Below are 22730 nucleotides of genomic sequence, written 5' to 3'. Positions count from 1 at the left end.
TCGGCCGGGGTTCGGTGCGGAGACGGGGTCGGGGCCTGTGACCCCTGCCCCGGTATCTGACACCATTCCCCCGGGGGCGTCGTTCAGCGGGCGAGCGATGCTCATTGGGAGTGAGCTTGCGACCAGGGGACGGATGGGACCGCGCTGTGCGGGGCTACGAAAGCCAGGAGAGCCATCAGGCCGAGGCCGACCATCTCTCGCGCTTCGAGGCCGAGATGGAGCGGCTGAAGAAGGAGCGCGGGAAGGCCGTCCAGCACGCCGAGGACCTGGGATACCAGGTCGAGGTGCTGCGCGCCAAGCTTCACGAGGTACGACGCGCTCTTGCGTCCCGCCCCGCGTACGACGGCGCGGACATGGGGTACCAGGCGGAGCAGCTGCTCCGTAATGCCCAGATCCAGGCCGACCAGATGCGCTCCGACGCCGAGCGCGAGCTCCGCGACGCCCGGGCGCAGACCCAGCGCATCCTCCAGGAGCACGCCGAGCACCAGGCGCGCCTGCAGGCCGAGCTGCACGCCGAGGCCGTCAACCGCCGCCAGCGCCTGGACCAGGAGCTGGGCGAGCGGCGCCAGACCGTCGAGGCCCACGTCAACGAGAACGTGGCCTGGGCCGAGCAGCTGCGGGCCCGTACGGAGTCCCAGGCGCGCCGGCTCATGGAGGAGTCCCGCGCCGAGGCCGAGCAGTCCCTGAACGCCGCCCGCGCGGAAGCCGCCCGGGTCGCCGAGGAGACCCGGCGCCGGATGGCCGCGGACGCCGAGACCGCCCGCGCGGAGGCCGAGGCCACCCTGCTGCGCGCCCGCAAGGAGGCCGAGCGGCTGCTGACCGCCGCCTCCGCCCAGGCCCAGGAGGCCAGCGAGCACGCGGAGCGGCTGCGCTCCACCACCACCGCCGAGGCCGAGCACACCCGCCAGCAGACCCTGGACCTGGGCCGGCTGGCCGAATCCCGCGTGCAGGAAGCCGATTCCGCGCTGCGGGTGGCGCGTTCCGAGGCGGAGAAGCTCCTCGCGGAGGCGAAGGAGAGCGCCACCCGGCAGCTGACGTCGGCGGAGTCCGTCAACGAGCAGCGCACCCGAACCGCCAAGGAGCAGGTCGCCCGGCTGGTCGGCGAGGCCACCAAGGAGGCCGAGGCCCTCAAGGCGGAGGCCGAGCAGGTCCTGGCCGACGCCCGCGCGGACGCCGAGCGGCAGCGCACCGAGGCCGGCGAGCAGGCCCGTACGGCCGCGGCCGAGGACATGGCGGCGCAGCTGGCGAAGGCCGCCCGCACCGCCGAGGACGTACTGAACAAGGCCTCGGAGGACGCCCGGGCCACCACCCGGGCCGCGTCCGAGGAGGCCGAGCGGATCCGCCGCGAGGCCGAGACCGAGGCCGACCGGCTGCGCCTGCAGGCGGCGGCCACGGCCGACGAGCTCAAGGGCGCGGCGAAGGACGACACCGAGGAGTACCGGGCCCGCACGGTCGAGCTCCAGTCGGAGGCCCGGCGGCTGCGCGGCGAGGCCGAGCAGCTGCGCGCCGAGGCAGTCGCCGAGGGCGAGCGGATCCGCGGCGAGGCCCGCCGCGAGGCCGTCCAGCAGATCGAGGAGGCGGCCCGGACCGCCGAGGAACTGCTCGGCAAGGCCAAGGCGGACGCCGACGAGCTGCGCGGCGGCGCGACCGCCGAGAGCGAGCGGGTGCGCGCCGAGGCCGTGGAGCGGGCCGGCACACTGCGCAAGCAGGCCGAGGAAACCCTGGAGCGGACCCGCGCCGAGGCCGAACGGCTGCGCGCCGAGGCCGAGGAGCAGGCCGAGGGCGTACGGGCCGAGGCGGACGCGGCGGCCGCCGCCCGGCGCCAGGAGACCGAGCAGGCGCTGGCCGCCAAGCGGGCGGAGGCCGACGAGGAGCTCGTACGGCTGCACACGGAGGCCGAGGCCCGGCTGACGACGGCCGAGCAGACGCTGCGTGACGCCCGCGGTGCGGCGGAGAACATCCGCCGGGAGACCACGGAGGAGAACGACCGGCTGCGCGCAGAGTCGGCGGAGCGGATCCGCACCCTGCAGACGCAGGCGGAGGCCGAGGCCGACCAGCTGCGCACCGAGGCGGCGCAGGACGCCGGCCGGGCGCGCGCCGAGGCCGAGCAGTCCGCCGTGCGGCTGCGCGGTGAGGCCGAGGCCGAGGCGGAGCGGGTGCGCTCCGAGGCCCAGGAGACCGCGGACCGGCTGCGCGCCGAGGCGAAGGCCGCCGCCGAGCGCGTCGCCGAGGAGGCCGCGGAGGCGCTGGCCGCCGCCCAGGAGGAGGCCGCCCGGCGCCGCCGGGAGTCCGAGGAGACCCTGTCGTCGGCGCGGACCGACGCGGACAGCGAGCGGGCCCAGGCCCGCGAGCAGAGCGAGGAACTGCTGGCGCAGGCCCGCAAGCGCTCCGAGGAGGCACAGGCCGAGGCGGTCTGGCTGACCGAGGAGGCCGAGCGGCGCGCGTCGGAGGTCGTGTCGGCCGCGGAGGCCACCGCCCAGCAGGTACGGGACTCCGTGGCCGGGCTGCACGAGCAGGCCGAGGAGGAGATCGCCGGGCTGCGCAACGCCGCCGAGCACGCGGCGGAGCGTACGAGGACCGAGGCCGAGGAAGAGGCCGGCCGGGTCCGCAGCGACGCCTACGCGGAGCGGGAGCGGGCCACCGAGGACGCCAACCGGGTCCGCAGCGAGGCGCGGGCCGAGACGGACGCGGCGAAGGCACTGGCGGAGCGTACGGTCGCCGAGGCCATCGCCGAGGCGGAGCAGCTGCGCAGCGACACCGCCGAGTACGCGCAGCGGGTGCGTACGGAGGCCACGGACGCGCTGGCCTCCTCCGAGCGGGACGCGGCCCGGACCCGGGCCGACGCCCGCGACGACGCGAACCGCATCCGCGGCGAGGCGGCGGAGTCCCTGGAGTCCGCCCGCGCCGAGGGTGCCCGGATCACGGCCGAGGCGACGGCGGAGGCCGAGCGGCTCACCGAGGAGACGCGCGCCGCGAACGCGGCCACCGTCGGCGAGGCCGAGGCGCAGGCCGAGCGGATCACCGCCGAGGCGGCCCAGGCCGCCGAGGCCACCCGCACCGAGGCGGCGAACGCCCTGGACGAGGCACGGGCCGAGGGCAACCGGCTGCGTACCGAGGCCGCGGAGCAGGTCGACCGGCTCATCAGCGAGGCCGCGGCGGAGGCCGACCGGCTCACCGACGAGACCCGCGCCGCGAACGCGGCCACCGTCGGCGAGGCGACGGTGGAGGCCGAGCGGCTCACCAGCGCGGCGACCCGGCTCAAGGCGCAGGCGGCCGAGACCCTGGCGAGCGCCGAGCGCGACGCCGCGCGGATCATGGTCGACTCGCGTGCCGAGGGCGACCGGCTGATCGACGAGACCCGGGTGGCCAACGAGGCCACCGTCGGCGAGGCGGCGGCAGAGGCCGACCGGATCCGCGCCGAGGCGGCCCAGGTGCTCGACGAGGCCCGCGCGGAGGGCGGCCGGATCGTCGGCGAGGCCACCGCGGAGGCCGAGCGTGTCACGGCCGCGGCGAACGAGACCCTGGCGGGCGCCGAGCGCGATGCCGAGCAGACGCTGGACGAGGCGCGCGCGGAGGCGAACCGGCTGCGTACCGACGCGGCCGAGCAGGCGGACCGGCTCGTCACCGAGGCGGTCTCCGAGACGGAGAAGCTCACCGAGCAGACCCGCAAGGACAACGAGCGCACGGTCGGCGAGGCGGCCGGCGAGGCCGAGCGGCTGCGCGCGGACGCGTCGGAGGCGCTGTCCTCCGCGCAGGAGCACGCGGCCCGCACCCGCTCCGAGGCCGAGCGGGTCAAGGCCCGGGCGGCGGCCGAGGCGGAGCGCACCCGCAGCGAGGCCCGTGCCGAGTCCGAGCGACTGCTCGACGAGGCGCGCGAGGCGGCCAACAAGCGCCGCACCGAAGCCGCGGAGCAGGTCGACCGGCTCATCACGGAGGCCTCGGCGGAAGCCGAGAAGCTCACGGCCGATGCGCAGAAGCAGGCCCTCGCCGCCACCACGGCGGCCGAGGAGCAGGCCGACGCGATGGTCGACGCGGCCCGCAAGGAGGCCGTGCGGATCACCTCCGAGGCGACCGTCGAGGGCAACTCCGCGGTGGAGAAGGCCCGTACCGACGCGAACGAGCTGCTGGTCGGCGCGCGCACGGACGCGGCTGCCATAAGGGAACGGGCGGAGGAGCTGCGCGGCCGCGTCGAGGGCGAGGTCGAGGAGCTGCACGAGCGGGCCCGCCGGGAGTCTGCGGAGCAGATGAAGTCGGCCGGCGAGCGCGTGGACAAGCTGGTGCGCGCGGCGACGGAGCAGAGCGTCGAGGCCGAGGCGAAGGCCAAGGAGCTGGTGTCGGACGCGAGCAGCGAGGCGAGCAAGGTGCGCATCGCGGCGGTCCGCAAGGCGGAGGCGCTCCTCAAGGAGGCCGAGCAGAAGAAGGCGGAGCTGGCCCGGGAGGCCGAGAGCGCGCTCGCGCAGGCCAAGGCGGAGGCGGAGCAGCTCGTCGAGGAGGGCCGCCGTGAGCTGGAGGTCCTGGTGCGCCGTCGCGAGGACATCCAGGCGGAGATCTCCCGTGTCCAGGACGTTCTTGAGGCGTTGGAATCATTCGAGGCGCCTTCGGGTGGCGGAAAGCCGGCCGTCGGCGGCCAGGGCACGGGGGGCGTGAAGGCCGGAGTGACTGCGGGATCCACTCGTTCGGGTGGCAAGGCGTCGGAGGGGTAGCCAAAAGCTCCGGGGTGTGTGCACCTGATGAAGGTTCAGGCGAACGGGTGACAAGCATTCTGCTGTCTTGCCACTCAAAAGGGGTGTCATTGTCCAGATCAAACGCGGATTGACTCGATGACACGCCGTCTGGGCGCCTAGGATTCCCCTAACACCTCACGTAGCACCTCATCGGTCTCATTCGACAGGAACCCCATGAGCGACACTTCCTCCCCCTTCGGCTTCGAGCTCGTGCGGCGTGGTTACGACCGTGGTCAGGTGGACGACCGCATTACCAAGCTGGTCTCCGACCGCGACAGCGCCCTTGGACGTATCAACTCTCTGGAAAAGCGGATCGAGGAGTTGCACCTCGAGACGCAGAACGCCCAGGCCCAGGTGACCGACGCCGAGCCGTCGTACGCCGGCCTCGGCGCCCGGGTCGAGAAGATCCTGCGGCTGGCCGAGGAGGAGGCGAAGGACCTGCGCGAGGAGGCCCGTCGCGCGGCCGAGCAGCACCGTGAGCTCGCCGAGTCGGCTGCCCAGCAGGTGCGCAACGATGCCGAGTCGTTCGCCGCCGACCGCAAGTCGAAGGCGGAGGACGAGGGCGTCCGCATCGTCGAGAAGGCCAAGGGCGACGCGTCGACCCTGCGCGCCGAGGCCCAGAAGGACGCGGCCTCCAAGCGCGAGGAGGCCGACGCGCTCTTCGAGGAGACCCGCGCCAAGGCCGCCCAGGCCGCCGCGGACTTCGAGACCAACCTGGCCAAGCGCCGTGAGCAGTCCGAGCGCGACCTGGCCTCGCGCCAGGCCAAGGCCGAGAAGCGTCTCGCGGAGATCGAGCACCGCGCCGAGCAGCTGCGCCTGGAGGCCGAGAAGCTGCGTACGGACGCCGAGCGCCGGGCCCGCCAGACCGTGGAGACCGCGCAGCGCCAGGCCGAGGACATCGTGGCCGACGCCAACGCCAAGGCGGACCGTATCCGCAGCGAGTCCGAGCGCGAGCTGGCGGCGCTCACCAACCGCCGCGACTCGATCAACGCGCAGCTGACCAACGTCCGCGAGATGCTGGCGACGCTCACCGGCGCGGCCGTCGCGGCGGCCAACCCGATCGTGGACGACGAGCCCGTGACCCGCGGCGTGCCGGCGCAGCAGAGCCGCTGATTACCAGCGGGTAGCACGCGGCACCCGCCGCATGCCCGATTGAGGGCCCTATGTCACCATTTTGAGGTGGCGTAGGGCCCTCGGGCGTTTTAGCGTGGCCGCATGATCGAGCTTGAGGGCCTTTCGAAGCGATTCGGTACGACGACCGCCGTGGACCACCTCAGCTGCCAGATCCGACCGGGAGTGGTGACCGGCTTCCTGGGCCCGAACGGCGCGGGCAAGTCCACGACCATGCGCATGATGCTGGACCTCGACAACCCGACCAGCGGCACGGTCCGGGTCTACGGGAAGCACTACCGCGAGCTGTCGGAGCCGCTGAGGCACGTCGGGGCGCTGCTGGACGCGAAGGCCATGCACGGTGGCCGAAGTGCATACAACAACCTTCTCTGCCTGGCCCAGTCGAACCGCATCCCGCGGCGGCGGGTCGACGAGGTGCTGGATCTGGTCGGCCTGACGGCCGTGGCCAAGAAGAAGTCCAAAGGATTTTCGCTCGGAATGAGCCAGCGGCTGGGAATCGCCTCTGCATTGCTGGGCGATCCGGAAATCCTGATGTTCGACGAGCCGGTCAACGGCCTGGATCCCGAGGGAATTCTCTGGATCCGCAATCTGATGAAGGGCCTCGCGGCCGAGGGGAGGACGATCTTCGTCTCCTCCCACTTGATGAGCGAAATGGCACTGACCGCCGACCATTTGGTCGTCATCGGACAGGGAAAGCTGCTGGCAGACCTGCCGATGGCCGATTTCATCCAGCAGAACTCGCGCAGCTACGTCCGGCTGCGCACGCCGCAGCAGGAGCGGCTGAAAGACGTCCTGCACGACGCCGGGATCAACGCCGTCAGCGTTCCCGCCACCGGCACCCTGGAGATCGACGGCGCGAGTGCGGAGCAGCTCGGCGAGCTGGCGGCCCAGCACCAGATCGTGCTCCACGAGCTCAGCCCGCAACGGGCTTCACTCGAGGAAGCCTTCATGCGCATGACGGCGGACTCGGTCGAGTACCACGCCCACGCCCCGGGCATGGCCGCCGACGGTCCGGCCCGGCCGACCGACGCCCCCGCCTGGGGCGCCGGCTTCCAGGCGACGCCCAAGGCCGGTGAGTGAGCATGGCCTTCACCGCCGTCCTCCAGTCCGAGTGGACCAAGATCCGCACGGTCGCCTCCACCAGCTGGACGCTCGCGCTGGCCCTGATCGTCACCGCCGGCTTCGGCGCCCTGATCTCCACCGCGGTCGCGTCGGCCTTCGACGACATGAGCCCGATCGAACGGGCCACCTTCGACCCCACCCTGGTGGGCTTCGCCGGCATGCAGTTCGGCCAGCTGGCGCTGATCGTCTTCGGCGTGCTGGTGGTCAGCACCGAATACAGCACGGGCATGATCCGCACCTCGCTGGCCGCCGTACCCGCCCGCGGGGGCTTCCTCTTCGGCAAGCTCACCGTGGCCACGGCGCTGGCCCTGCTGGTCGGGCTGCTGACCAGCTTCGTGTCGTTCTTCCTCAGCCAGGCGATCCTGGGCGACCACGGCACCGGCCTCGACGGGGAGAACGTCCTGCGCGCGGTCGTCGGCGCCGGCGTGTACATGGCTCTCCTCGCCCTGTTCTCCATGGGTGTCGCCGCCATGCTGCGCAGCTCGGTCGCCTCGATCAGCATCCTGATCCCGTTCTTCCTGATCGTCACGAACCTCCTCAACGCCTTCGAGGCGACCCGCGAGTACGGCCAGTACCTGCCCACCGCGGCCGGATCGAGGATCATGCAGGTCGTACCGAACGCCATGGGAAGGGAGTCCCCGTACGGACCGTTGGGCGGGCTCGGGATCATGCTCCTGTGGGTGGCCGCCGCGGTACTCGGGGGCTACGTCGTCCTCAGGAAGAGGGACGCCTGACGGCCGGCCCCCGCTGAAGTACTACGGGTGATGCCCGGGTCGGTCTCAGGGGCAGCTCAGGGATCCGGCCCGGGACGGAACCGCAGGAACCTCGTTATCCTCTTAACCCTTACGCGGGCGAAAGTCGTCCCGGCCTGGTAAGGGGCAGCAAGATGATCGAGGCAGTCGGCCTGACCAAGCGCTTCGGCGCCAAGACCGCCGTCGACCAGCTGTCCTTCCAGGTCAAGCCGGGTCACGTCACCGGATTCCTCGGGCCCAACGGCTCCGGGAAGTCCACCACCATGCGGATGATCCTCGGCCTGGACCGGCCCACGTCCGGTCATGTCACGATCAACGGCCGTCCCTTCCGGGAGCTGCCGAACGCCCAGCGGCACGTCGGGGCCCTGCTCGACGCCAAGGCCGTGCACGGCGGCCGCCGGGCCCGTACCCACCTGCTGTCCATCGCCCAGCTCTCCGGGATCCCGGAGAAGCGGGTGGACGAGGTGCTGGCCGTGGTCGGCCTGCAGGACGCCGCCAGGCAGCGTACGAAGGGCTTCTCGCTCGGCATGGGCCAGCGGCTCGGCATCGCCACCGCCCTGCTGGGCGACCCGCAGGTGCTCCTGTTCGACGAGCCGGTCAACGGGCTCGACCCCGAGGGCATCCTCTGGGTCCGCAACCTCATGCGCCGCCTCGCCTCCGAGGGCCGCACCGTCTTCGTCTCCTCCCACCTGATGAGCGAGATGGCACTGACCGCCGATCACCTGATCGTGATCGGCCGGGGACGGCTGCTGGCCGACATGGGTACCCAGGAGTTCATCGCGCACAATTCGGCCGGATTCGCTCGGGTACGCACGGCCGACACCGATCCTGATGGCTGGGACACGCTGGGTAAGGCCCTCACCAAGGCGGGCGGCCGGGTCCTCCAGGAGCCCGACGGAGCACTGCGCGTGACCGGCCTGGAGCTGCCGCGCATCTCCGACCTCGCGCACGAGGCGGGCGTACGGCTGTGGGAGCTGTCACCGCATCGGGCCTCGCTGGAGGAGGCGTACATGCGGATGACCCAGTCCACCGTCGAGTACACCTCCACCGACGACCCGCGGGCCGAGCTGTGGGAGCCCGAGCCGCTCTCCCTCCCGGCCTGGGAGGAGGACGAGGCGGAGGCGACGGCCCCCGAGGTCCCGCAGACCGGCTTCTTCGCGCCCCCGCCGCCCGGGGCGGGCGGCCGGCCCTTCCTGATGCCCGGCAAGCCGGGCGAGCTCGCGAGCACCACCAGGAACACCACCCCGCACACCCCCGAGGACACCCGATGACCCCGACGACCACGACGGCGGAGCAGCCCGGGAGCTACAGCTCGCCCCTCGCCACGCCGCGGCCGCACCTGGGGCACGCCATGGCCTCGGAGTGGACCAAGCTGGTCTCGCTCCGCTCCACCCTGTGGACGCTGGGCTCGCTGGTGCTGACGGTGGTCGGCGTCGGCCTGACCGTCGTCGCGCAGACCGCGGACGGGGACTACACGCAGATCAACTTCACCACGCCCGCCCTCTTCGGCCTGCTGGTCGGCCAGCTCGCGGTGATGGTCCTCGGGGTGCTGACCATCAGCTCGGAGCACGGCACCGGGCTGGTGCGGACCACCTTCACGGCCGCCCCCGACCGGTACCGGGTGCTCACCGCGAAGTACCTCGTCTTCAGCATGGCGGCCTTCGCCACCACGGCGTTGTCGGTCTTCCTGGTCGGGATCACCGCGGCGGTCGTGCGCGGCGGCACCGCGTCCGGCCCGCACGCGGCCGGCGAGTGGTTCGGGGCGCTGCTCGGCTGCGGCTACGTCACCCTGCTCGGCGTGCTCGCGCTCGCGATCGGCTCGCTCGTGCGGCACTCCGCCGGGGCGATCGCCGTCATGCTGGGCGTGGTCACGCTGCCGCCGGTGATAGGGGCCATGCTCATCGTCTGGGAGGCCGTCGCGCCCGCCGGCCGGATGATCCTGCAGCACAACGTGCCGGTGGCGCTGATGACGCTGTTCGGCCTGCCGGCGGGCGGCGACATGGGGCCGGACCCCAGCAGCCTCTCGCACGTGACGCTCATCCTGCTGGTCACCGGCAGCGCGGTGGCCGCCTCGTACGTGATCGTCGGCCGCCGGGACGTCTGAACCGGCACCACGGCCTAGTGCCGCAGGCGGCCTAGTACCGCGGCGCGTTGCGGGACCGCTGCACCTTCGAGGTGCGGCGGTCCTTCGCGTTCCAGCAGGCCTTGTGCCAGTGCCGGCGGTCGTCCACGCCGCCGTACTCGGGCCAGGCCACCAGGTGCGGGGTGCCGGAGGGGATCTCCTGGTCGCATCCGGGGCAGCGGTAGCGCTTGCCCGCCGCGCTCGCGCCGGCCACGTGCCGGACCTTCCAGTCCTCGCCCTGGTACTCCTCCGTGCGCTCCAGCCCGTAGCGGTCGAGGCCGGTGCTGGGGCGTTCGTCCGGGGTCTCGCCGCCTCTGGGGCGGTTGTTGCGCGGTGACACGTATACCTCACGGATGGGCGGACGGCAGTGACTTTCTCCCAGACTACGCGCAGCGAGCCCGGGTACCCGCAGGGTTGCCGAGGAAGGCGGCCTCGCGAAGAGGAATGGCCCGACAATCCCAATAACTTTCCTGTCAGCCCGTGCCTTTGGCACGTGTCAGACGTTGTTGCCATAGGAAGAACCGGTCCACCTGGGGGAGGCCGCGTCAGCCGCGAGGAGGCTATAGGCGATGCGCGTAGGAGCGTTTGTACTGGCGGCCCAGTTCCCGGGCCAGGGACAGGGCGAGGCACTGCACCGGGCGGTGCGGACCGCCGAGGTGGCCGAGGAGGCCGGGCTCGACTCGGTCTGGCTCGCCGAGCACCACTTCGTCCCGTACGGGGTCTGCCCTTCGGCGGTGACCCTGGCGGCCCTGCTGCTGGGCCGGACCCGGCGGCTGCGGGTGGGCACGGCGGTGAGCGTACTGCCGAGCACACATCCGGTGGCGCTCGGGGAGCAGGCCGCCCTGCTGCACCTGACCTCGGGCGGCCGGTTCACCCTCGGGGTGGGCCGCGGCGGGCCGTGGGTCGACCTGGAGGTGTTCGGGGGCGGCCTGGACAGTTACGAGAACGGCTTCCCGGAGGCCCTGGACCTGCTGCGGCGCTGGCTGACCCAGGCGCGGGTGGGCGCCGCCGGCGAGCGGTACGGGTTCCGCGAGGTGGCCGTGGTACCGCGGCCCTCGGAGTCCCTGGACGGGGACGCGGCGGGGCCGGAGGTCATCGTGGCCTGCACCTCGCCTGCGTCGGTGCGGATGGCCGCGGAGCGCGGGCTGCCGATGCTCCTCGGGATGCACTGCGGCGACGACACCAAGGCCGAGATGGTCGCGCTGTGGCGCAGCACGGCGCTGGCGGCGGGCCACTCGCGCGATCTCGTGGCGGACGCGGGACACGTCTCCGCCGGGGTGTGCCAGATCGCGGACCGTACGGCGGACGCGCGCGAGACCCTGCTGAAGGCGATGCCGGGCTGGCTGAAGCAGGGCCTCGACGCGCATGTGACGGTGGACGGCCGGGCGCGCGCGATGCGGGATCCGGTCGCCTATACGGAACTGTTGTGCGACCTGCACCCGGTGGGCACCCCGCAGGTGGCGGCGGACCGGCTGGCGGCCACGTCGGCACGGACGGGCATCACGCGCTTCGCCCTCATGACGGAGGGCTCGGGTGATCTCGCCGCGACGGAGGAGAACGTACGCCGGCTCGGCGCCGAAGTCCTTCCCCGTCTCGGCTGAGACCCACCGGCCCTACCCGGATACCTGGACACCTGGGCCGTTTCTTCCGGATCACGCCCGGGCGGCATGATCCGAAAGAGGCGGCCAGGACACGGCCTACGGGGCCTAGCAGTCCCGCAGCTCGGGCGACTGGTTGAGCAGCTGGCCACGGATCGAAGTGAACTTGGCCAACCGGTCGTCCACCGAGGGATCCAGCGGGAACACCGCCACCCGGTGGCAGTTCTGGAATGCCAGGCGCACTCCGAAGTGCCGCTGCAGCGCACCGCGTATCGCGTCACTCGCGAGGGCGCGCAGCAGCTGCCCTCGCGCCTGCTCGTCCGGCGGCGGCGTCTGGTTGTCGGCGAACTCTCCGCCGTCCACCTTCAGCTGAGCCACCAGCGAGCTGATCATCTCCCAGGCGAAGGGCAGGGAGGTCCGGACGCAGTCGACGAAAGCGGCTTCGTCGACCTCGCCTCGCTCGGCCTGTTCGAGTAGGGCCGGTGAGACGTCGAGCGACATGGGTTCTCCTCTCGCGACCCCGGCTGTTTGGGTTGCCGGAGTCTTACGGGCAGGGAAGGAGGTCGCGACGCAGAGTGCACGCTCGGCAACCTCCCGCTCACCACGGTAGGCGCCCCATCGGTGACGCACCAGGAGAATGCGCATACAACGCGCCATCGGCGAACGGGGCTTTCAGGGGCGAATCGCGTGAAGGCCTTCTCGTCGAGTAGCGTTGCCGACCATGCGTCTCGTCATTGCCCGCTGCTCCGTCGACTACGCGGGCCGGCTCACCGCCCATCTGCCCTCGGCACCCCGTCTGATCCTCGTGAAGGCCGACGGCAGTGTCTCGATCCACGCGGACGACCGAGCGTACAAACCGCTCAACTGGATGTCGCCGCCGTGCACCCTCAAGGAGGGGAGCGGTGATGAGGCCAACATCTGGACGGTCATCAACAAGGCGGGCGAGAAGCTCATCATCACCATGGAGGAAGTCCTCCACGACTCCTCCCACGAGCTCGGCACCGACCCGGGGCTCATCAAGGACGGCGTCGAGGCGCACCTCCAGGAACTCCTCGCGGACCGCATCGAAACGCTGGGCGAGGGCTACACGCTGATCCGGCGCGAATACATGACGGCGATCGGCCCGGTGGACATCCTGTGCCGGGACGCCTCGGGCGCGACGGTGGCCGTGGAGATCAAGCGCCGCGGCGAGATCGACGGTGTCGAGCAGCTGACGCGCTACCTCGAACTCCTCAACCGCGACCCGCACCTGGCCCCGGTGCGGGGCATCTTCGCAGCCCAGGAGATCAAGCCGCAGGCGAAGGTCCTGGCGACGGACCGCGGCATGGACTGCGTGGTCCTGGACTACAACGCGCTGCGCGGTATCGAGGACGACAAGCTCCGCCTGTTCTGATCCTCCGCCACGCCCCGCACAACGGCTCCGTCCCGAGGGACGGAGCCGTTGTCGTTCACCGGTCCGTGACCGGTGAGACGGCCGTACCCGTCTGGGTGGTGGTGGCCGTCGGCGAGGGCTCGCCGGTCCCCGTCGGGGTGGGCGAGGGCTCCACGCTGGTCGGCGGGGGCGAAACGGGCGTCGTCGGCGGGGACTTCGGCGGTGTCGGGGACGGCCGGCGCGACGGGGTCCGGACGGGGCTGCGGCCCGGGGTCGGGGCGGCGCTCTGCCCGGGCTCGGAGGTTTCCGCCGGCGGGGCCGAGACGGGCGGCTCCGGCGCAGGATCGTTCCCGCTGGTGACCGCGGTCGTGGCGGACTCCGTGGCCGCGGGGGTGGCGGACACCGCCGGTCCCTGCTCCGGCGGCGCGGTGTCCGAGGAGCTCAGCGCGAGGCTCACGACCGTGCCCAGCGTCACCACCGCCAGCGCGCCCGCACCGGCCAGCAGGACGAGCCGGCGACGGCCGGGGGCCGGTGCGGGGGCGGGCCGGGGCGCGGCGGGCGGGGACGCGGCGGGCGGGGCGGGCTTCGGATTCAGCGGGAAGGCGTCCTCGAAGACCTCGGACAGGGTCGAGGGCGCCGCCGAGCGGCCGGTCACCGGCACGACCGGGGTCATCCGGGTCACCGCCTCGGCGGACACCGGGACCACGGGGGCGACCCGGGCCCCGGGAGCCACGGGGGGCACCCTGGTCGTGGGCGCCTCGGAGGCCACCGGGGCCGCCTTGGCCACGGGAGCGGCCTGGGGCGCCGGAGCGGCCGGGGTGGCCACCGTCACGGCCTCCGGAGCCGCCGCGGCGGCCGGTGCCTCCAGTCGGAGCGGGGGTGACGCGGCCGCTCCGGCCGTCTCCCGGTCGACGACGAGCGCCAGCGCCCGCCGCCCCGCGACCGTGCCCCGCTTGTCCGCCAGTGCGCCCCGCAGCCCGATCGAGGTCTCCAGCTCGGCCCGCGCCCGGTCCAGGCGCTCCTCGCACAGGGCCAGCACCCCGAGCTCGTGGTGGAAGTACGCCTGCTCGGCGACCTCTCCGGCCTTGCGCGCGGCCTCCGCTCCCGAGCGCAGCACCCGCTCCCAGGCCTCCCAGTGCAGCGAGGCCGCGAACGCCGGGGCCGCCGTGCGCGCCAGCAGCACCGCCGCGACCACGTCCGCGCCGGCCAGCGCCGCGAGCACCGCGTCCGCCTCCGCCGCGACCCGCTCCGGGACCACCGAGGCGTGCCCGGTCCACCAGGCGTAGTGCCGGGCGGCCGTACGGGCCTCCTCCGGCGCGGTGTCCCCGTACCCGACCTCCTCCAACTGCCGCGCGACGCCCGACGCCAGCCGGTACCGCGTCCCGACGGGCGTCAGCAGCCCGCAGGCCAGCAGCTCCGCCACCGCCGTGTCGGCGTGGGTGTCCCCCACCAGCGCGGGCAGGTGCGCGTGGTGCGGCAGCTCGCCGCCGAGCGCGCACGCGATCCGCAGGGCCGCGCGCGCCGACTCGCTGACCCGCGAGGCCAGCAGCTCCGCCGGTGCGGCGCCCTCGGCGAGGGTCGGCAGCGGGACGTGCACGGCGTCGCGCGGGCGCTCCTCGAAGACGCCGGGCTCCTCCTCCTCGTCGTCCTCGTCGCTGTGGTTGAGCTCGTCCCGCTGCCGCAGCAGCGCGGCGGCCTGTACGAAGCGCAGGGGCAGCCCCTCGGAGGCGAAGCGCAGGTCCCCCGCCCAGGCGGTCTCCTCGTCCGTCAACGGCCGTCCGACGCCCGCTTCCAGCAGTTCCAGGCAGTCGGCCTTGCCCAGTCCGCCGAGGAAGACCTCCTCGATGTGCGAGTCGTCGGAGGGGGCCCGGGTGTCGGGGGTCGCGGCCAGCAGGTAGGCGCATTCGGGGGTGGCGCGCATCAACTCGTCGAGGGCGGTCCCGCCCATCTCCAGGTCGTCCAGGAGGACGACCGCGCCTATCTCCCGGACGCGGGCCAGGAGCTCGGCCCGGCCGGGGCGCTGCTGCTCGGCCTCGTACACGGTCGCGTAGAGGGCGTGGAGCAGTTCCCCGGGCTGCTGGTGCCCGTATCCGCTCAGCCGTACGACGCCGTCGGGCGCCAGGCCCGCGCACCGGTCGGCGACCGCGTCGAGCAGCACGGTGCGGCCGGACCCCGAGGGCCCGGTCAGCCGTACGGACCGGCCCCGGCCCAGCAGCCGCACCAGCCGCTCCCGCTCCTCCTCGCGCGCCGGCAGGGGGCGGGCGGGGGCGGCGGGGCCCGGCAGTACGGGCGGACGGGCGGCGGCGGCGCGGGCCGCGCGGGCGGCCGCGGCGCGCTTGGCGGGTCGGGCCGGCTCGGTGCCGGGGCGCAGCGGTTCGATCTCGCTGCCGTCGACCGGGTTGACGGTGAGGGCGAACCCGCCCGCGGTCAGGCTGACGACCCGTGCGGGCCCGGCCGCCCCGGGTGCCGCGGCCGCGGAGCCGCCGTCGGGCTGCTCGTGCTGTCCGCTCTGCCCCTGTGTACGGTCCATGACCCAGTCCCCCGATCGCGGGCCGCGCGCCTCGCCGTCGTACCGCCCGGCCTTCGCGCACCCGCTGTCGCCACCGGTCCGGTTTCCGCCCGAACCCTAGACCGTGGCCGGTCGTGCGGGAAACCGCAGGGGTGCGATCACCACCGGACCGTTACGTTTCCGCAGGGAACGCGGAGGTCAGCGGCCCGCCGGTCAGACGCGCGGCAGGGACTCGGCTTCCAGGCCGCCCTCGATCGCGAGGATCCGGTGCAGCCGGGTCGCGACGAGCAGCCGCTGCATCTGCGGCGGCACGCCGCGCAGGACCAGGCGCCGGCCGGTCCGGCCGGCCCGGCGGTGCGCTCCCATGATCACGCCGAGGCCGGTCGCGTCCCAGGAGTCGAGCCCGGTGAGGTCGAGCACGAGATCGCCCTGGCCGTCGTCGAGGGCGGAGTGGAGGGCCGTACGGGCGTCCGCCGCGCTGCGCACGTCGAGGCGGCCCCCGACTGCGAGTTCGGCGTGGTCGCCCCTGATGTGCATGTGTACTCCCGGCGGTACTGCGTACGTATGGTCCGACTGGTCCGTGGTCGGCAACTCTCACTGCAACTGACTGCCGCGCGGGCAGGGAAGTTGCCGACCGTGAGCGAACCGATACCTAATTCACCCTGGGGGGTGACGGCATTCGAACGGTGGTGCTCCGTGGCAGGGCCAGGCCTCAGTGCTTGTAGAAGCCCTGGCCGCTCTTGCGGCCGATGTCCCCGGCGTCCACCATCCGGCGCATGAGCTCCGGCGGGGCGAACTTCTCGTCCTGGGACTCGGTGTAGATGTTGCTGGTGGCGTGCAGCAGGATGTCGACGCCGGTGAGGTCGGCGGTGGCCAGCGGGCCCATCGCGTGCCCGAAGCCGAGCTTGCAGGCGATGTCGATGTCCTCGGCGGAGGCCACGCCCGATTCGTACAGCTTGGCGGCCTCGACGACCAGCGCGGAGATCAGACGGGTCGTCACGAAACCGGCGACGTCGCGGTTGACGACGATGCAGGTCTTGCCGACGGACTCGGCGAACGCGCGGGTGGCGGCGAGGGTTTCGTCGCTCGTCTTGTAGCCGCGTACGAGCTCGCACAGCTGCATCATCGGGACGGGCGAGAAGAAGTGGGCGCCGACGACCCGCTCCGGGCGCTCGGTCACGGCCGCGATCTTCGTGATCGGGATGGCGGAGGTGTTGGAGGCGAGGATCGCGTCCTCGCGGACGATCTTGTCCAGGGCGCGGAAGATCTCGTGCTTGATCTCGATCTTCTCGAAGGCCGCCTCCACCACGATGTCGACGTCGGCGACCGCGTCGAGGTCCGTGGTGGTGGTGATGCGGGCGAGCGCCGCCTCGGCGTCCTCGGCCGTCAGCTTCCCCTTGGAGACGAACTTGTCGTAGGAGGCCTTGATTCCGTCCGTGCCACGGGTGAGCGCGGCCTCGGTGACGTCACGGAGCACGACGTCCCAACCCGCCTGAGCGGAGACCTGCGCGATTCCGGAACCCATGAGTCCGGCACCGATGACGGCGAGCTTCCCAGCCACTACACACCCCTCGTTTCCCTACGGCACAGTCACGTAGCCACTCCGGCGGAGACTAGCGCCCGGGCGGTGCGGTGTGACCGTGAAGTAACACGCGTCACGTCTCAGATGACGGACATCACACCAGTACGGCCCAGCAGCCCTGCCCGGCCGCCCAGTTCGCGTGCCGTCGTCCCCGGCGTACTTCCCGGCCGGCGCGCGCGGCCGCCGCAGCTCCCAGCGGGCGGCGCGGGGGCAGCGGCGACCGCGCCCCGAATTTCCCCGGCGGGCCCGTCTACCCTGGCCGCATGGTGAACCTCACGCGCATCTACACCCGTACCGGCGACAAGGGCACGACCGCCCTGGGCGACATGAGCCGCACCGCCAAGACCGACCTGCGGATCTCCGCGTACGCCGACGCCAACGAGGCCAACGCGGCCATCGGGACGGCGATCGCGCTCGGCGGGCTGTCGGCGGACGTGGTGAAGGTCCTGGTCCGCGTGCAGAACGACCTCTTCGACGTCGGCGCGGACCTGTGCACCCCGGTGGTCGAGAACCCGGAGTACCCGCCGCTGCGCGTGGAGCAGTTCTACGTGGACAAGCTGGAGGCGGACTGCGACCGCTTCCTGGAGCAGGTGGAGAAGCTGCGCAGCTTCATCCTCCCCGGCGGCACCCCCGGCGCGGCCCTGCTGCACCAGGCCTGCACGGTGGTCCGGCGCGCCGAGCGTTCGACCTGGGCGGCGCTGGAGGTGCACGGCGAGGTGATGAACCCGCTGACCGCGACCTACCTGAACCGGCTCTCCGACCTCCTGTTCATCCTGGCCCGGGTGGCCAACAAGGAGGTCGGGGACGTGCTGTGGGTGCCGGGCGGCGAGCGCTAGACCGTCTCTTCCGGATCTTGCCGGGCCCGCGGCGTCCGGTGCCGCACCTGGCCGCGTTGTCGGGGCACCCGAGTACGTCCAGTACACGGTGCGCCCCTCCGCCTTGCCATCTACGGCACCGGACGCCGCGGGCTCGGCCGACAAGATCCGAAAGAGACGGCCTAGTCCGTGTCCGCAAAGTAGCGCCGGCCGCCCGGAGGGCGGGCCCCGCGGCGTCTGGTGCCGTGCATCGCAAGGCGGAGGGTCGCCCGTGTACTGGACGTACTTGGGCGTGCCCGACAACGCGGCGAGGTGCGGTGCCAGGCGTCGCGGGGCAGGCGGGACTTTGCGGACACGGCCTAGCGCCGGCGCCCGGTCGGGGCGAGCGGCCGCTCCCCGGCGTCGTCCGGGACGGCCGGGGCCTTGCTCGGCCAGATCGTGTACGCCGCGGCGACCAGGGCGTGGATCCCGACCACCCGCAGGGCGCCGGACTGCCAGCCCCGGAGCGAGCTGACGTCGCCCGCGTCGCCCACGTACCAGATCGCCACCTGGAGCAGCGTCAGGGCGACGGCGGCGGCGATCACCGTACGGACCCAGAGCTTCCACTCGTGCGCGGCACGCGCCCTCCCGTACCCGGGACCAGCCGGCTTCGGTCCCCCGGCCAGCCGGTACGCGGCGTGCCCGTCGAGCCACGTGATCGTGTAGTGGCCGTAGGCGACGGTGTAGCCGATGTACAGGGCGGCCAGTCCGTGCTTCCAGTCCGGCTCGGCGCCGTTCTTGAGGTCGAGCGTGGTGACCACCAGCAGGACCAGCTCCATCAGGGGCTCGCACAGCAGGACCGCCGCACCCAGCCTGGGCTTCTTCGCGAGGTAGCGCAGGGCCAGGCCCGCCGCCAGCAGTACCCAGAAGCCGACCTCGCAGGCGATGATCAGCGCGACGATCATGGGACTCTCCGTCCGCTCGGGTTCTCCGTTCCCTTCCAGCCTCCCGTCCGGAGGGGCCCGATACGTCGTCTCCATTGACCATGTGGGCCTGCATCGTTCGATGTACCCGCACCTCGGCCTCTCCGCCGAGGTGCGGGGCCCGCGCACCCTGTTGGATGGGACCGTGACCGAGAAGAGCCTGCGCCCCCACCGTGACGACGTCTTCCTCGCGGTGGTCGGCACGGCCGCGGGCCTGGCCTTCTGGTCGCTCGGCGTCTACAGCAGCCCCGGCCGGGGCTTCCTGCCGGCCTGGGCGGCCCTGGTCCCGCTCGTGGCCCTCGGCGCGATGGAACTGCTGCGCCGCACCAGGCCGTACCTGACCCTGGTCGTCGGCACCGTCGGGGTGCTCGCCGACCAGTTCACGGTCGGCAGCCTCGCCACCGTCGTGATCTTCACCGACCTGATGTACGCCGCCGTCGTGTACGGAAAACCGGCCATGGCCCGGCTGCTCCCGGTCACCACCGGCCTGATCACCGTCGTGGTCACCATCGCCTCGGTGGCCTGGCTGCGCACCCCGCAGGCCCTGCTGATCGGTGCGATCACCGGCATCGTGAGCTTCGGCCCGGCCCTGACCGGCGCCACCCTGCGCAACCACCGCGAGGCCGCCGAGGCCGCCCGGCTGCGCGCCGAGCAGACCGCGCTGCTGGCCGAAATGGACCGCAGCCAGGCCGTGGCCGCCGAGCGCGCCCGGATGGCCCGGGAGCTGCACGACATGGTGGCCAACCACCTCTCCGCCATCGCCATCCACTCCACCGCCGCGCTCTCCATCGACACGGCCGCGACGAGCCGGGACGCGCTCGGGGTGATCCGCGAGAACAGCGTGCAGGGGCTGGCCGAAATGCGCCGTCTGATCGGGCTGCTGCGGGACGCCGGCGGCGACAAGGAACCGGTCGCGGTGCCCTCGCTGGACGGCTTGGAGGCCCTGCTCGGGCAGGCCAGGACCAACGGCTCGGCGAGCGGGCTGACGTTCGTGCTCCACGACGACCGGACCTCCGGGGAGCCAGCGGCCGCGCCCGTGGAGCTGGCGGCGTACCGGATCGTCCAGGAGTCCCTGACCAATGCCCTCAAGCACGCCGCCCCGGGCACCGTCACGGTCCGCGTGGCGCACGCCGACGGGATGCTGACCGTAGGGGTGGACTCGCCCTTCGGGGACCGCCCCGGGCCCCGCGCGCCCGGATCGGGCGCCGGGCTGATCGGCATGCGGGAGCGGACGGAGCTGCTGGGCGGGGAGTTCACGGCGGGGCGGTCCGGTGCGGTGTGGCAGGTACGGGCGACACTGCCCGCGGAGGAGAAGGCGGTGGAGGCATGACCATTCGGGTGGTGGTGGCGGAGGATCAGGGCGCGGTCCGGGCCGGGCTGGTGCTCATTCTGCGCAGCGCGGGCGACGTGGAGGTCGTGGGCGAGGCGGGCGACGGGGAGGAGGCGGTGCGCCTGGCCCGTGAGCTGCGGCCGGATCTCGTCCTCATGGACGTGCAGATGCCCCGGCTCGACGGGGTGTCCGCGACCCGCCAGGTGGTCTCGGAGGGCCTGGCCGACGTCCTGGTGCTGACCACCTTCGACCTCGACGAGTACGTCTTCGGGGCGCTGCGGGCGGGGGCCGCGGGCTTCCTGCTGAAGAACGCGGACGCCGCGGAGCTGATCGGGGCGGTACGGACCGTCGCGCGCGGGGAGGGCCTGATCTCCCCGGCGGTGACCAGGCGGCTGATCGCGGAGTTCGCGGCGCCCCGCCCGGCGCGGCCCGCTCCGGCGCCGGAGCGGGCCGCGGCGGTCGCCTCCCTCACGCCGCGGGAGCGGGAGGTGCTGAGCGCGCTGGGCGAGGGCCTGTCGAACGCGGAGATCGCCGTGCGCCTGGAGATGGCGGAGGCGACGGCCAAGACGCACGTCAGCAGGCTGCTCGGCAAGCTGGAGCTGCGCAGCAGGCTCCAAGCGGCCGTGCTGGCACAGGAGTTGGGGATATAGACGAACAGGCGCGCACCGGTCTGGACCTCTTGACGGTTGGTCCAGACCTTTCTACGCTCGCCGCAACACTGTGGTGAGCGTGCCATGACAAAGCGTGCTCACGGGCGGCGCAGGTCCCACCCCCATGTCGTAGTCGGCCCCCACGACCGCGACGGACCTACGGAGGATCACCCTTGAGCACAGCATCCCCACCCCGCACCAGGCGCACCCGGTTCTTCGGCCGAGTCGCGGCGATCGTGGCCGCGCTCGCCCTGCCCGTCAGCGGACTCGTCGCCCTGGCCGGCCCGGCCCAGGCGGCCGCCTCGGCGACGGCGACGTACACCAAGGTCTCCGACTGGGGCTCCGGCTTCGAGGGCAAGTGGGTGGTGAAGAACACCGGCACCACCACCCTCGGCAGCTGGACCGTGGAGTGGGACTACCCGGCGGGCACCTCGGTCACCTCGGCCTGGGACGCCACGGTCACCGGCTCGGGCACCCACTGGACGGCGAAGAACCTCGGCTGGAACGGCACCCTCGCCCCCGGCGCCACCGCCAGCTTCGGCTTCAACGGCGCCGGCGGCGGCGCCCCGTCCGGCTGCAAGATCAACGGAGCCTCCTGCGACGGCGGCACCCAGCCCGGCGACACTCCCCCCACCGCTCCCGGCACCCCCGCCCCGAGCAACGTCGCCGACACCTCGCTCACCCTGACCTGGACCCCGGCCACGGACGACAAGGGCGTCAAGAACTACGACGTCTACCGGGGCTCCGCCAAGATCGCCACGGTCACCGGGACCAGCTACGCCGACTCCGGCCTGACCAAGGGCACGACGTACACGTACAGCGTCACCGCCCGCGACACCATCGACCAGACCGGCCCCTCCTCCGGCTCGGCCACGGTGACGACGACCGGCGGGGTGATCCCCCCGGACCCGGGCGGCAAGGTCAAGCTCGGCTACTTCACCAACTGGGGCGTCTACGGCCGCAACTACCACGTGAAGAACCTGGTCACCTCCGGCACCGCGGGCAAGATCACCCACATCAACTACGCCTTCGGCAACGTCCAGAACGGCCAGTGCACCATCGGTGACGCCTATGCCGACTACGACAAGGCCTACACCGCCGACCAGAGCGTCGACGGCGTCGCCGACACCTGGGACCAGCCGCTGCGCGGCAACTTCAACCAGCTGCGCAAGCTGAAGAAGGCCTACCCGAACATCAAGATCCTGTGGTCCTTCGGCGGCTGGACCTGGTCCGGCGGCTTCCCCCAGGCCGCCGCCAACCCGACCGCCTTCGCCCAGTCCTGCTACAACCTGGTCGAGGACCCGCGCTGGGCCGACGTCTTCGACGGCATCGACCTGGACTGGGAGTACCCGAACGCCTGCGGCCTGTCCTGCGACACCAGCGGAGCGGCCGCCTTCAAGAACCTGATGCAGGCGACCCGCGCCAAGTTCGGCGCGAACAACCTGGTCACCGCGGCCATCACCGCCGACGCCTCCAGCGGCGGCAAGATCGACGCGGCCGACTACGGCGGCGCCGCGCAGTACGTCGACTTCTACAACGTCATGACGTACGACTTCTTCGGCGCCTGGGCGGCCCAGGGCCCGACGGCCCCGCACTCCCCGCTCACCTCCTACGCGGGCATCCCGCAGGCCGGCTTCAACTCGGCCGACGCCATCGCCAAGCTCAAGGCCAAGGGCGTCGCCGGCGCCAAGCTCAACCTCGGCATCGGCTTCTACGGCCGCGGCTGGACCGGAGTGACCCAGGCGGCCCCCGGCGGCACCGCCACCGGGCCCGCGCCGGGCACGTACGAGCAGGGCATCGAGGACTACAAGGTGCTCAAGACCAGCTGCCCGGCCACCGGCACGATCGCCGGCACGGCCTACGCCAAGTGCGGCAGCAACTGGTGGAGCTACGACACCCCGGCCACGATCGCCGGGAAGATGACCTGGGCCAAGCAGCAGGGCCTCAGGGGAGCCTTCTTCTGGGAGTTCAGCGGCGACACCGCGAACGGTGAGCTCGCGAACGCGATCCACACCGGGCTGCAGTAAAGACCGAAGCCGGGGAGACGGGTCCGCCCCCGTC

At 72.7% G+C, this 22730-nt stretch carries 18 protein-coding genes; 12 read left to right on the top strand and 6 right to left on the bottom strand.

The window, feature by feature from the left end; translation table 11 throughout:
• Nucleotides 1-146: 146 nt before the first annotated feature.
• From scy to JYK04_RS28695, 6 genes are all read left to right on the top strand, one after another.
• Nucleotides 147-4703, top strand: coding sequence for a polarized growth protein Scy (scy, locus tag JYK04_RS28720; RefSeq protein ID WP_189743069.1), 4557 nt, complete (start codon nucleotides 147-149; stop codon nucleotides 4701-4703).
• Nucleotides 4704-4898: 195 nt separating this feature from the next.
• On the top strand, nucleotides 4899-5837 hold the full coding sequence (locus tag JYK04_RS28715; RefSeq protein ID WP_033218870.1) for a coiled-coil domain-containing protein: 939 nt from the start codon (nucleotides 4899-4901) through the stop codon (nucleotides 5835-5837).
• 102 nt (nucleotides 5838-5939) lie between these two features.
• A complete protein-coding gene (locus tag JYK04_RS28710; RefSeq protein ID WP_189743071.1) occupies nucleotides 5940-6935 on the top strand; it encodes an ABC transporter ATP-binding protein in 996 nt (331 codons plus the stop codon).
• A 2-nt stretch (nucleotides 6936-6937) separates the two neighbouring features.
• On the top strand, nucleotides 6938-7711 hold the full coding sequence (locus JYK04_RS28705) for an ABC transporter permease (RefSeq protein ID WP_189743072.1): 774 nt from the start codon (nucleotides 6938-6940) through the stop codon (nucleotides 7709-7711).
• A gap of 152 nt (nucleotides 7712-7863) precedes the next feature.
• A complete protein-coding gene (locus JYK04_RS28700) occupies nucleotides 7864-9000 on the top strand; it encodes an ABC transporter ATP-binding protein (RefSeq protein WP_189743074.1) in 1137 nt (378 codons plus the stop codon).
• Nucleotides 8997-9833, top strand: coding sequence for an ABC transporter permease (locus JYK04_RS28695; RefSeq protein WP_189743076.1), 837 nt, complete (start codon nucleotides 8997-8999; stop codon nucleotides 9831-9833). Before JYK04_RS28700 ends, JYK04_RS28695 begins: the two co-directional genes overlap by 4 nt.
• 31 nt (nucleotides 9834-9864) lie before the next feature.
• On the opposite strand, the gene JYK04_RS28690 is transcribed toward JYK04_RS28695, so the two are convergent.
• Complete coding sequence (locus JYK04_RS28690) at nucleotides 9865-10191, bottom strand: hypothetical protein (RefSeq protein WP_030009607.1); 327 nt, start codon at nucleotides 10189-10191, stop codon at nucleotides 9865-9867.
• Nucleotides 10192-10420: 229 nt separating this feature from the next.
• Between JYK04_RS28690 and JYK04_RS28685 the strand changes: the two genes are divergently transcribed.
• On the top strand, nucleotides 10421-11452 hold the full coding sequence (locus JYK04_RS28685) for an LLM class flavin-dependent oxidoreductase (RefSeq protein WP_189743078.1): 1032 nt from the start codon (nucleotides 10421-10423) through the stop codon (nucleotides 11450-11452).
• 105 nt (nucleotides 11453-11557) lie between these two features.
• Here the strand turns inward: JYK04_RS28685 and JYK04_RS28680 are convergent, their stop codons facing one another.
• Nucleotides 11558-11950 carry an SCO5389 family protein gene (locus JYK04_RS28680; RefSeq protein ID WP_030009605.1) on the bottom strand — a complete coding sequence of 131 codons (393 nt, stop codon included), beginning with the start codon at nucleotides 11948-11950 and terminating at the stop codon, nucleotides 11558-11560.
• A 220-nt stretch (nucleotides 11951-12170) separates the two neighbouring features.
• Between JYK04_RS28680 and nucS the strand changes: the two genes are divergently transcribed.
• On the top strand, nucleotides 12171-12842 hold the full coding sequence (gene nucS / locus JYK04_RS28675; RefSeq protein WP_189743080.1) for an endonuclease NucS: 672 nt from the start codon (nucleotides 12171-12173) through the stop codon (nucleotides 12840-12842).
• 55 nt (nucleotides 12843-12897) lie between these two features.
• On the opposite strand, the gene JYK04_RS28670 is transcribed toward nucS, so the two are convergent.
• From JYK04_RS28670 to JYK04_RS28660, 3 genes are all read right to left on the bottom strand, one after another.
• Nucleotides 12898-15351, bottom strand: a complete 2454-nt coding sequence (locus JYK04_RS28670; protein WP_189743082.1) for an ATP-binding protein — start codon at nucleotides 15349-15351, stop codon at nucleotides 12898-12900.
• A 192-nt stretch (nucleotides 15352-15543) separates the two neighbouring features.
• Nucleotides 15544-15867 (bottom strand): STAS domain-containing protein, encoded by a 324-nt coding sequence (locus JYK04_RS28665; protein WP_030764081.1) that lies wholly within the window; start codon nucleotides 15865-15867, stop codon nucleotides 15544-15546.
• 175 nt (nucleotides 15868-16042) lie between these two features.
• On the bottom strand, nucleotides 16043-16891 hold the full coding sequence (locus JYK04_RS28660; protein ID WP_189743085.1) for a 3-hydroxyacyl-CoA dehydrogenase family protein: 849 nt from the start codon (nucleotides 16889-16891) through the stop codon (nucleotides 16043-16045).
• A 284-nt stretch (nucleotides 16892-17175) separates the two neighbouring features.
• On the opposite strand from JYK04_RS28660, the gene JYK04_RS28655 reads away from it, so the two are divergent.
• Nucleotides 17176-17748 carry a cob(I)yrinic acid a,c-diamide adenosyltransferase gene (locus tag JYK04_RS28655; RefSeq protein ID WP_150259391.1) on the top strand — a complete coding sequence of 191 codons (573 nt, stop codon included), beginning with the start codon at nucleotides 17176-17178 and terminating at the stop codon, nucleotides 17746-17748.
• Nucleotides 17749-18086: 338 nt separating this feature from the next.
• Here the strand turns inward: JYK04_RS28655 and JYK04_RS28650 are convergent, their stop codons facing one another.
• Nucleotides 18087-18671, bottom strand: coding sequence for a hypothetical protein (locus JYK04_RS28650; RefSeq protein WP_189743087.1), 585 nt, complete (start codon nucleotides 18669-18671; stop codon nucleotides 18087-18089).
• Between the two features lie 163 nt (nucleotides 18672-18834).
• Between JYK04_RS28650 and JYK04_RS28645 the strand changes: the two genes are divergently transcribed.
• From JYK04_RS28645 to JYK04_RS28635, 3 genes are all read left to right on the top strand, one after another.
• The gene (locus tag JYK04_RS28645; RefSeq protein ID WP_373297477.1) at nucleotides 18835-20019 is read left to right on the top strand and encodes a sensor histidine kinase; all 1185 of its coding nucleotides are present in this window, start codon (nucleotides 18835-18837) and stop codon (nucleotides 20017-20019) included.
• Nucleotides 20016-20669: a response regulator gene (locus JYK04_RS28640; RefSeq protein ID WP_189743089.1), complete on the top strand. Its 654-nt coding sequence runs from the start codon at nucleotides 20016-20018 to the stop codon at nucleotides 20667-20669. The genes JYK04_RS28645 and JYK04_RS28640 overlap by 4 nt, the downstream gene beginning before the upstream one ends.
• Before the next feature lie 173 nt (nucleotides 20670-20842).
• Complete coding sequence (locus JYK04_RS28635; RefSeq protein ID WP_189743091.1) at nucleotides 20843-22696, top strand: glycoside hydrolase family 18 chitinase; 1854 nt, start codon at nucleotides 20843-20845, stop codon at nucleotides 22694-22696.
• The last annotated feature ends 34 nt before the right edge of the window (nucleotides 22697-22730 follow it).

The sequence above is a fragment of the Streptomyces nojiriensis genome, assembly GCF_017639205.1.
Taxonomy (GTDB): Bacteria; Actinomycetota; Actinomycetes; order Streptomycetales; family Streptomycetaceae; genus Streptomyces; species Streptomyces nojiriensis.
This window is presented reverse-complemented; position numbering and strand designations above follow the sequence as displayed.

Coding starts and splice junctions, on each gene's coding strand:
- JYK04_RS28640 (WP_189743089.1), top strand. CDS start 20,016: ATGACCATTCGGGTGGTGGTGGCGGAGGATCAGGGCGCGGTCCGGGCC.
- nucS (WP_189743080.1), top strand. CDS start 12,171: ATGCGTCTCGTCATTGCCCGCTGCTCCGTCGACTACGCGGGCCGGCTC.
- JYK04_RS28685 (WP_189743078.1), top strand. CDS start 10,421: ATGCGCGTAGGAGCGTTTGTACTGGCGGCCCAGTTCCCGGGCCAGGGA.
- JYK04_RS28670 (WP_189743082.1), bottom strand. CDS start 15,351: ATGGACCGTACACAGGGGCAGAGCGGACAGCACGAGCAGCCCGACGGC.
- JYK04_RS28650 (WP_189743087.1), bottom strand. CDS start 18,671: ATGATCGTCGCGCTGATCATCGCCTGCGAGGTCGGCTTCTGGGTACTG.
- JYK04_RS28700 (WP_189743074.1), top strand. CDS start 7,864: ATGATCGAGGCAGTCGGCCTGACCAAGCGCTTCGGCGCCAAGACCGCC.
- JYK04_RS28705 (WP_189743072.1), top strand. CDS start 6,938: ATGGCCTTCACCGCCGTCCTCCAGTCCGAGTGGACCAAGATCCGCACG.
- JYK04_RS28680 (WP_030009605.1), bottom strand. CDS start 11,950: ATGTCGCTCGACGTCTCACCGGCCCTACTCGAACAGGCCGAGCGAGGC.
- JYK04_RS28665 (WP_030764081.1), bottom strand. CDS start 15,867: ATGCACATCAGGGGCGACCACGCCGAACTCGCAGTCGGGGGCCGCCTC.
- JYK04_RS28655 (WP_150259391.1), top strand. CDS start 17,176: ATGGTGAACCTCACGCGCATCTACACCCGTACCGGCGACAAGGGCACG.
- JYK04_RS28695 (WP_189743076.1), top strand. CDS start 8,997: ATGACCCCGACGACCACGACGGCGGAGCAGCCCGGGAGCTACAGCTCG.
- JYK04_RS28710 (WP_189743071.1), top strand. CDS start 5,940: ATGATCGAGCTTGAGGGCCTTTCGAAGCGATTCGGTACGACGACCGCC.
- JYK04_RS28715 (WP_033218870.1), top strand. CDS start 4,899: ATGAGCGACACTTCCTCCCCCTTCGGCTTCGAGCTCGTGCGGCGTGGT.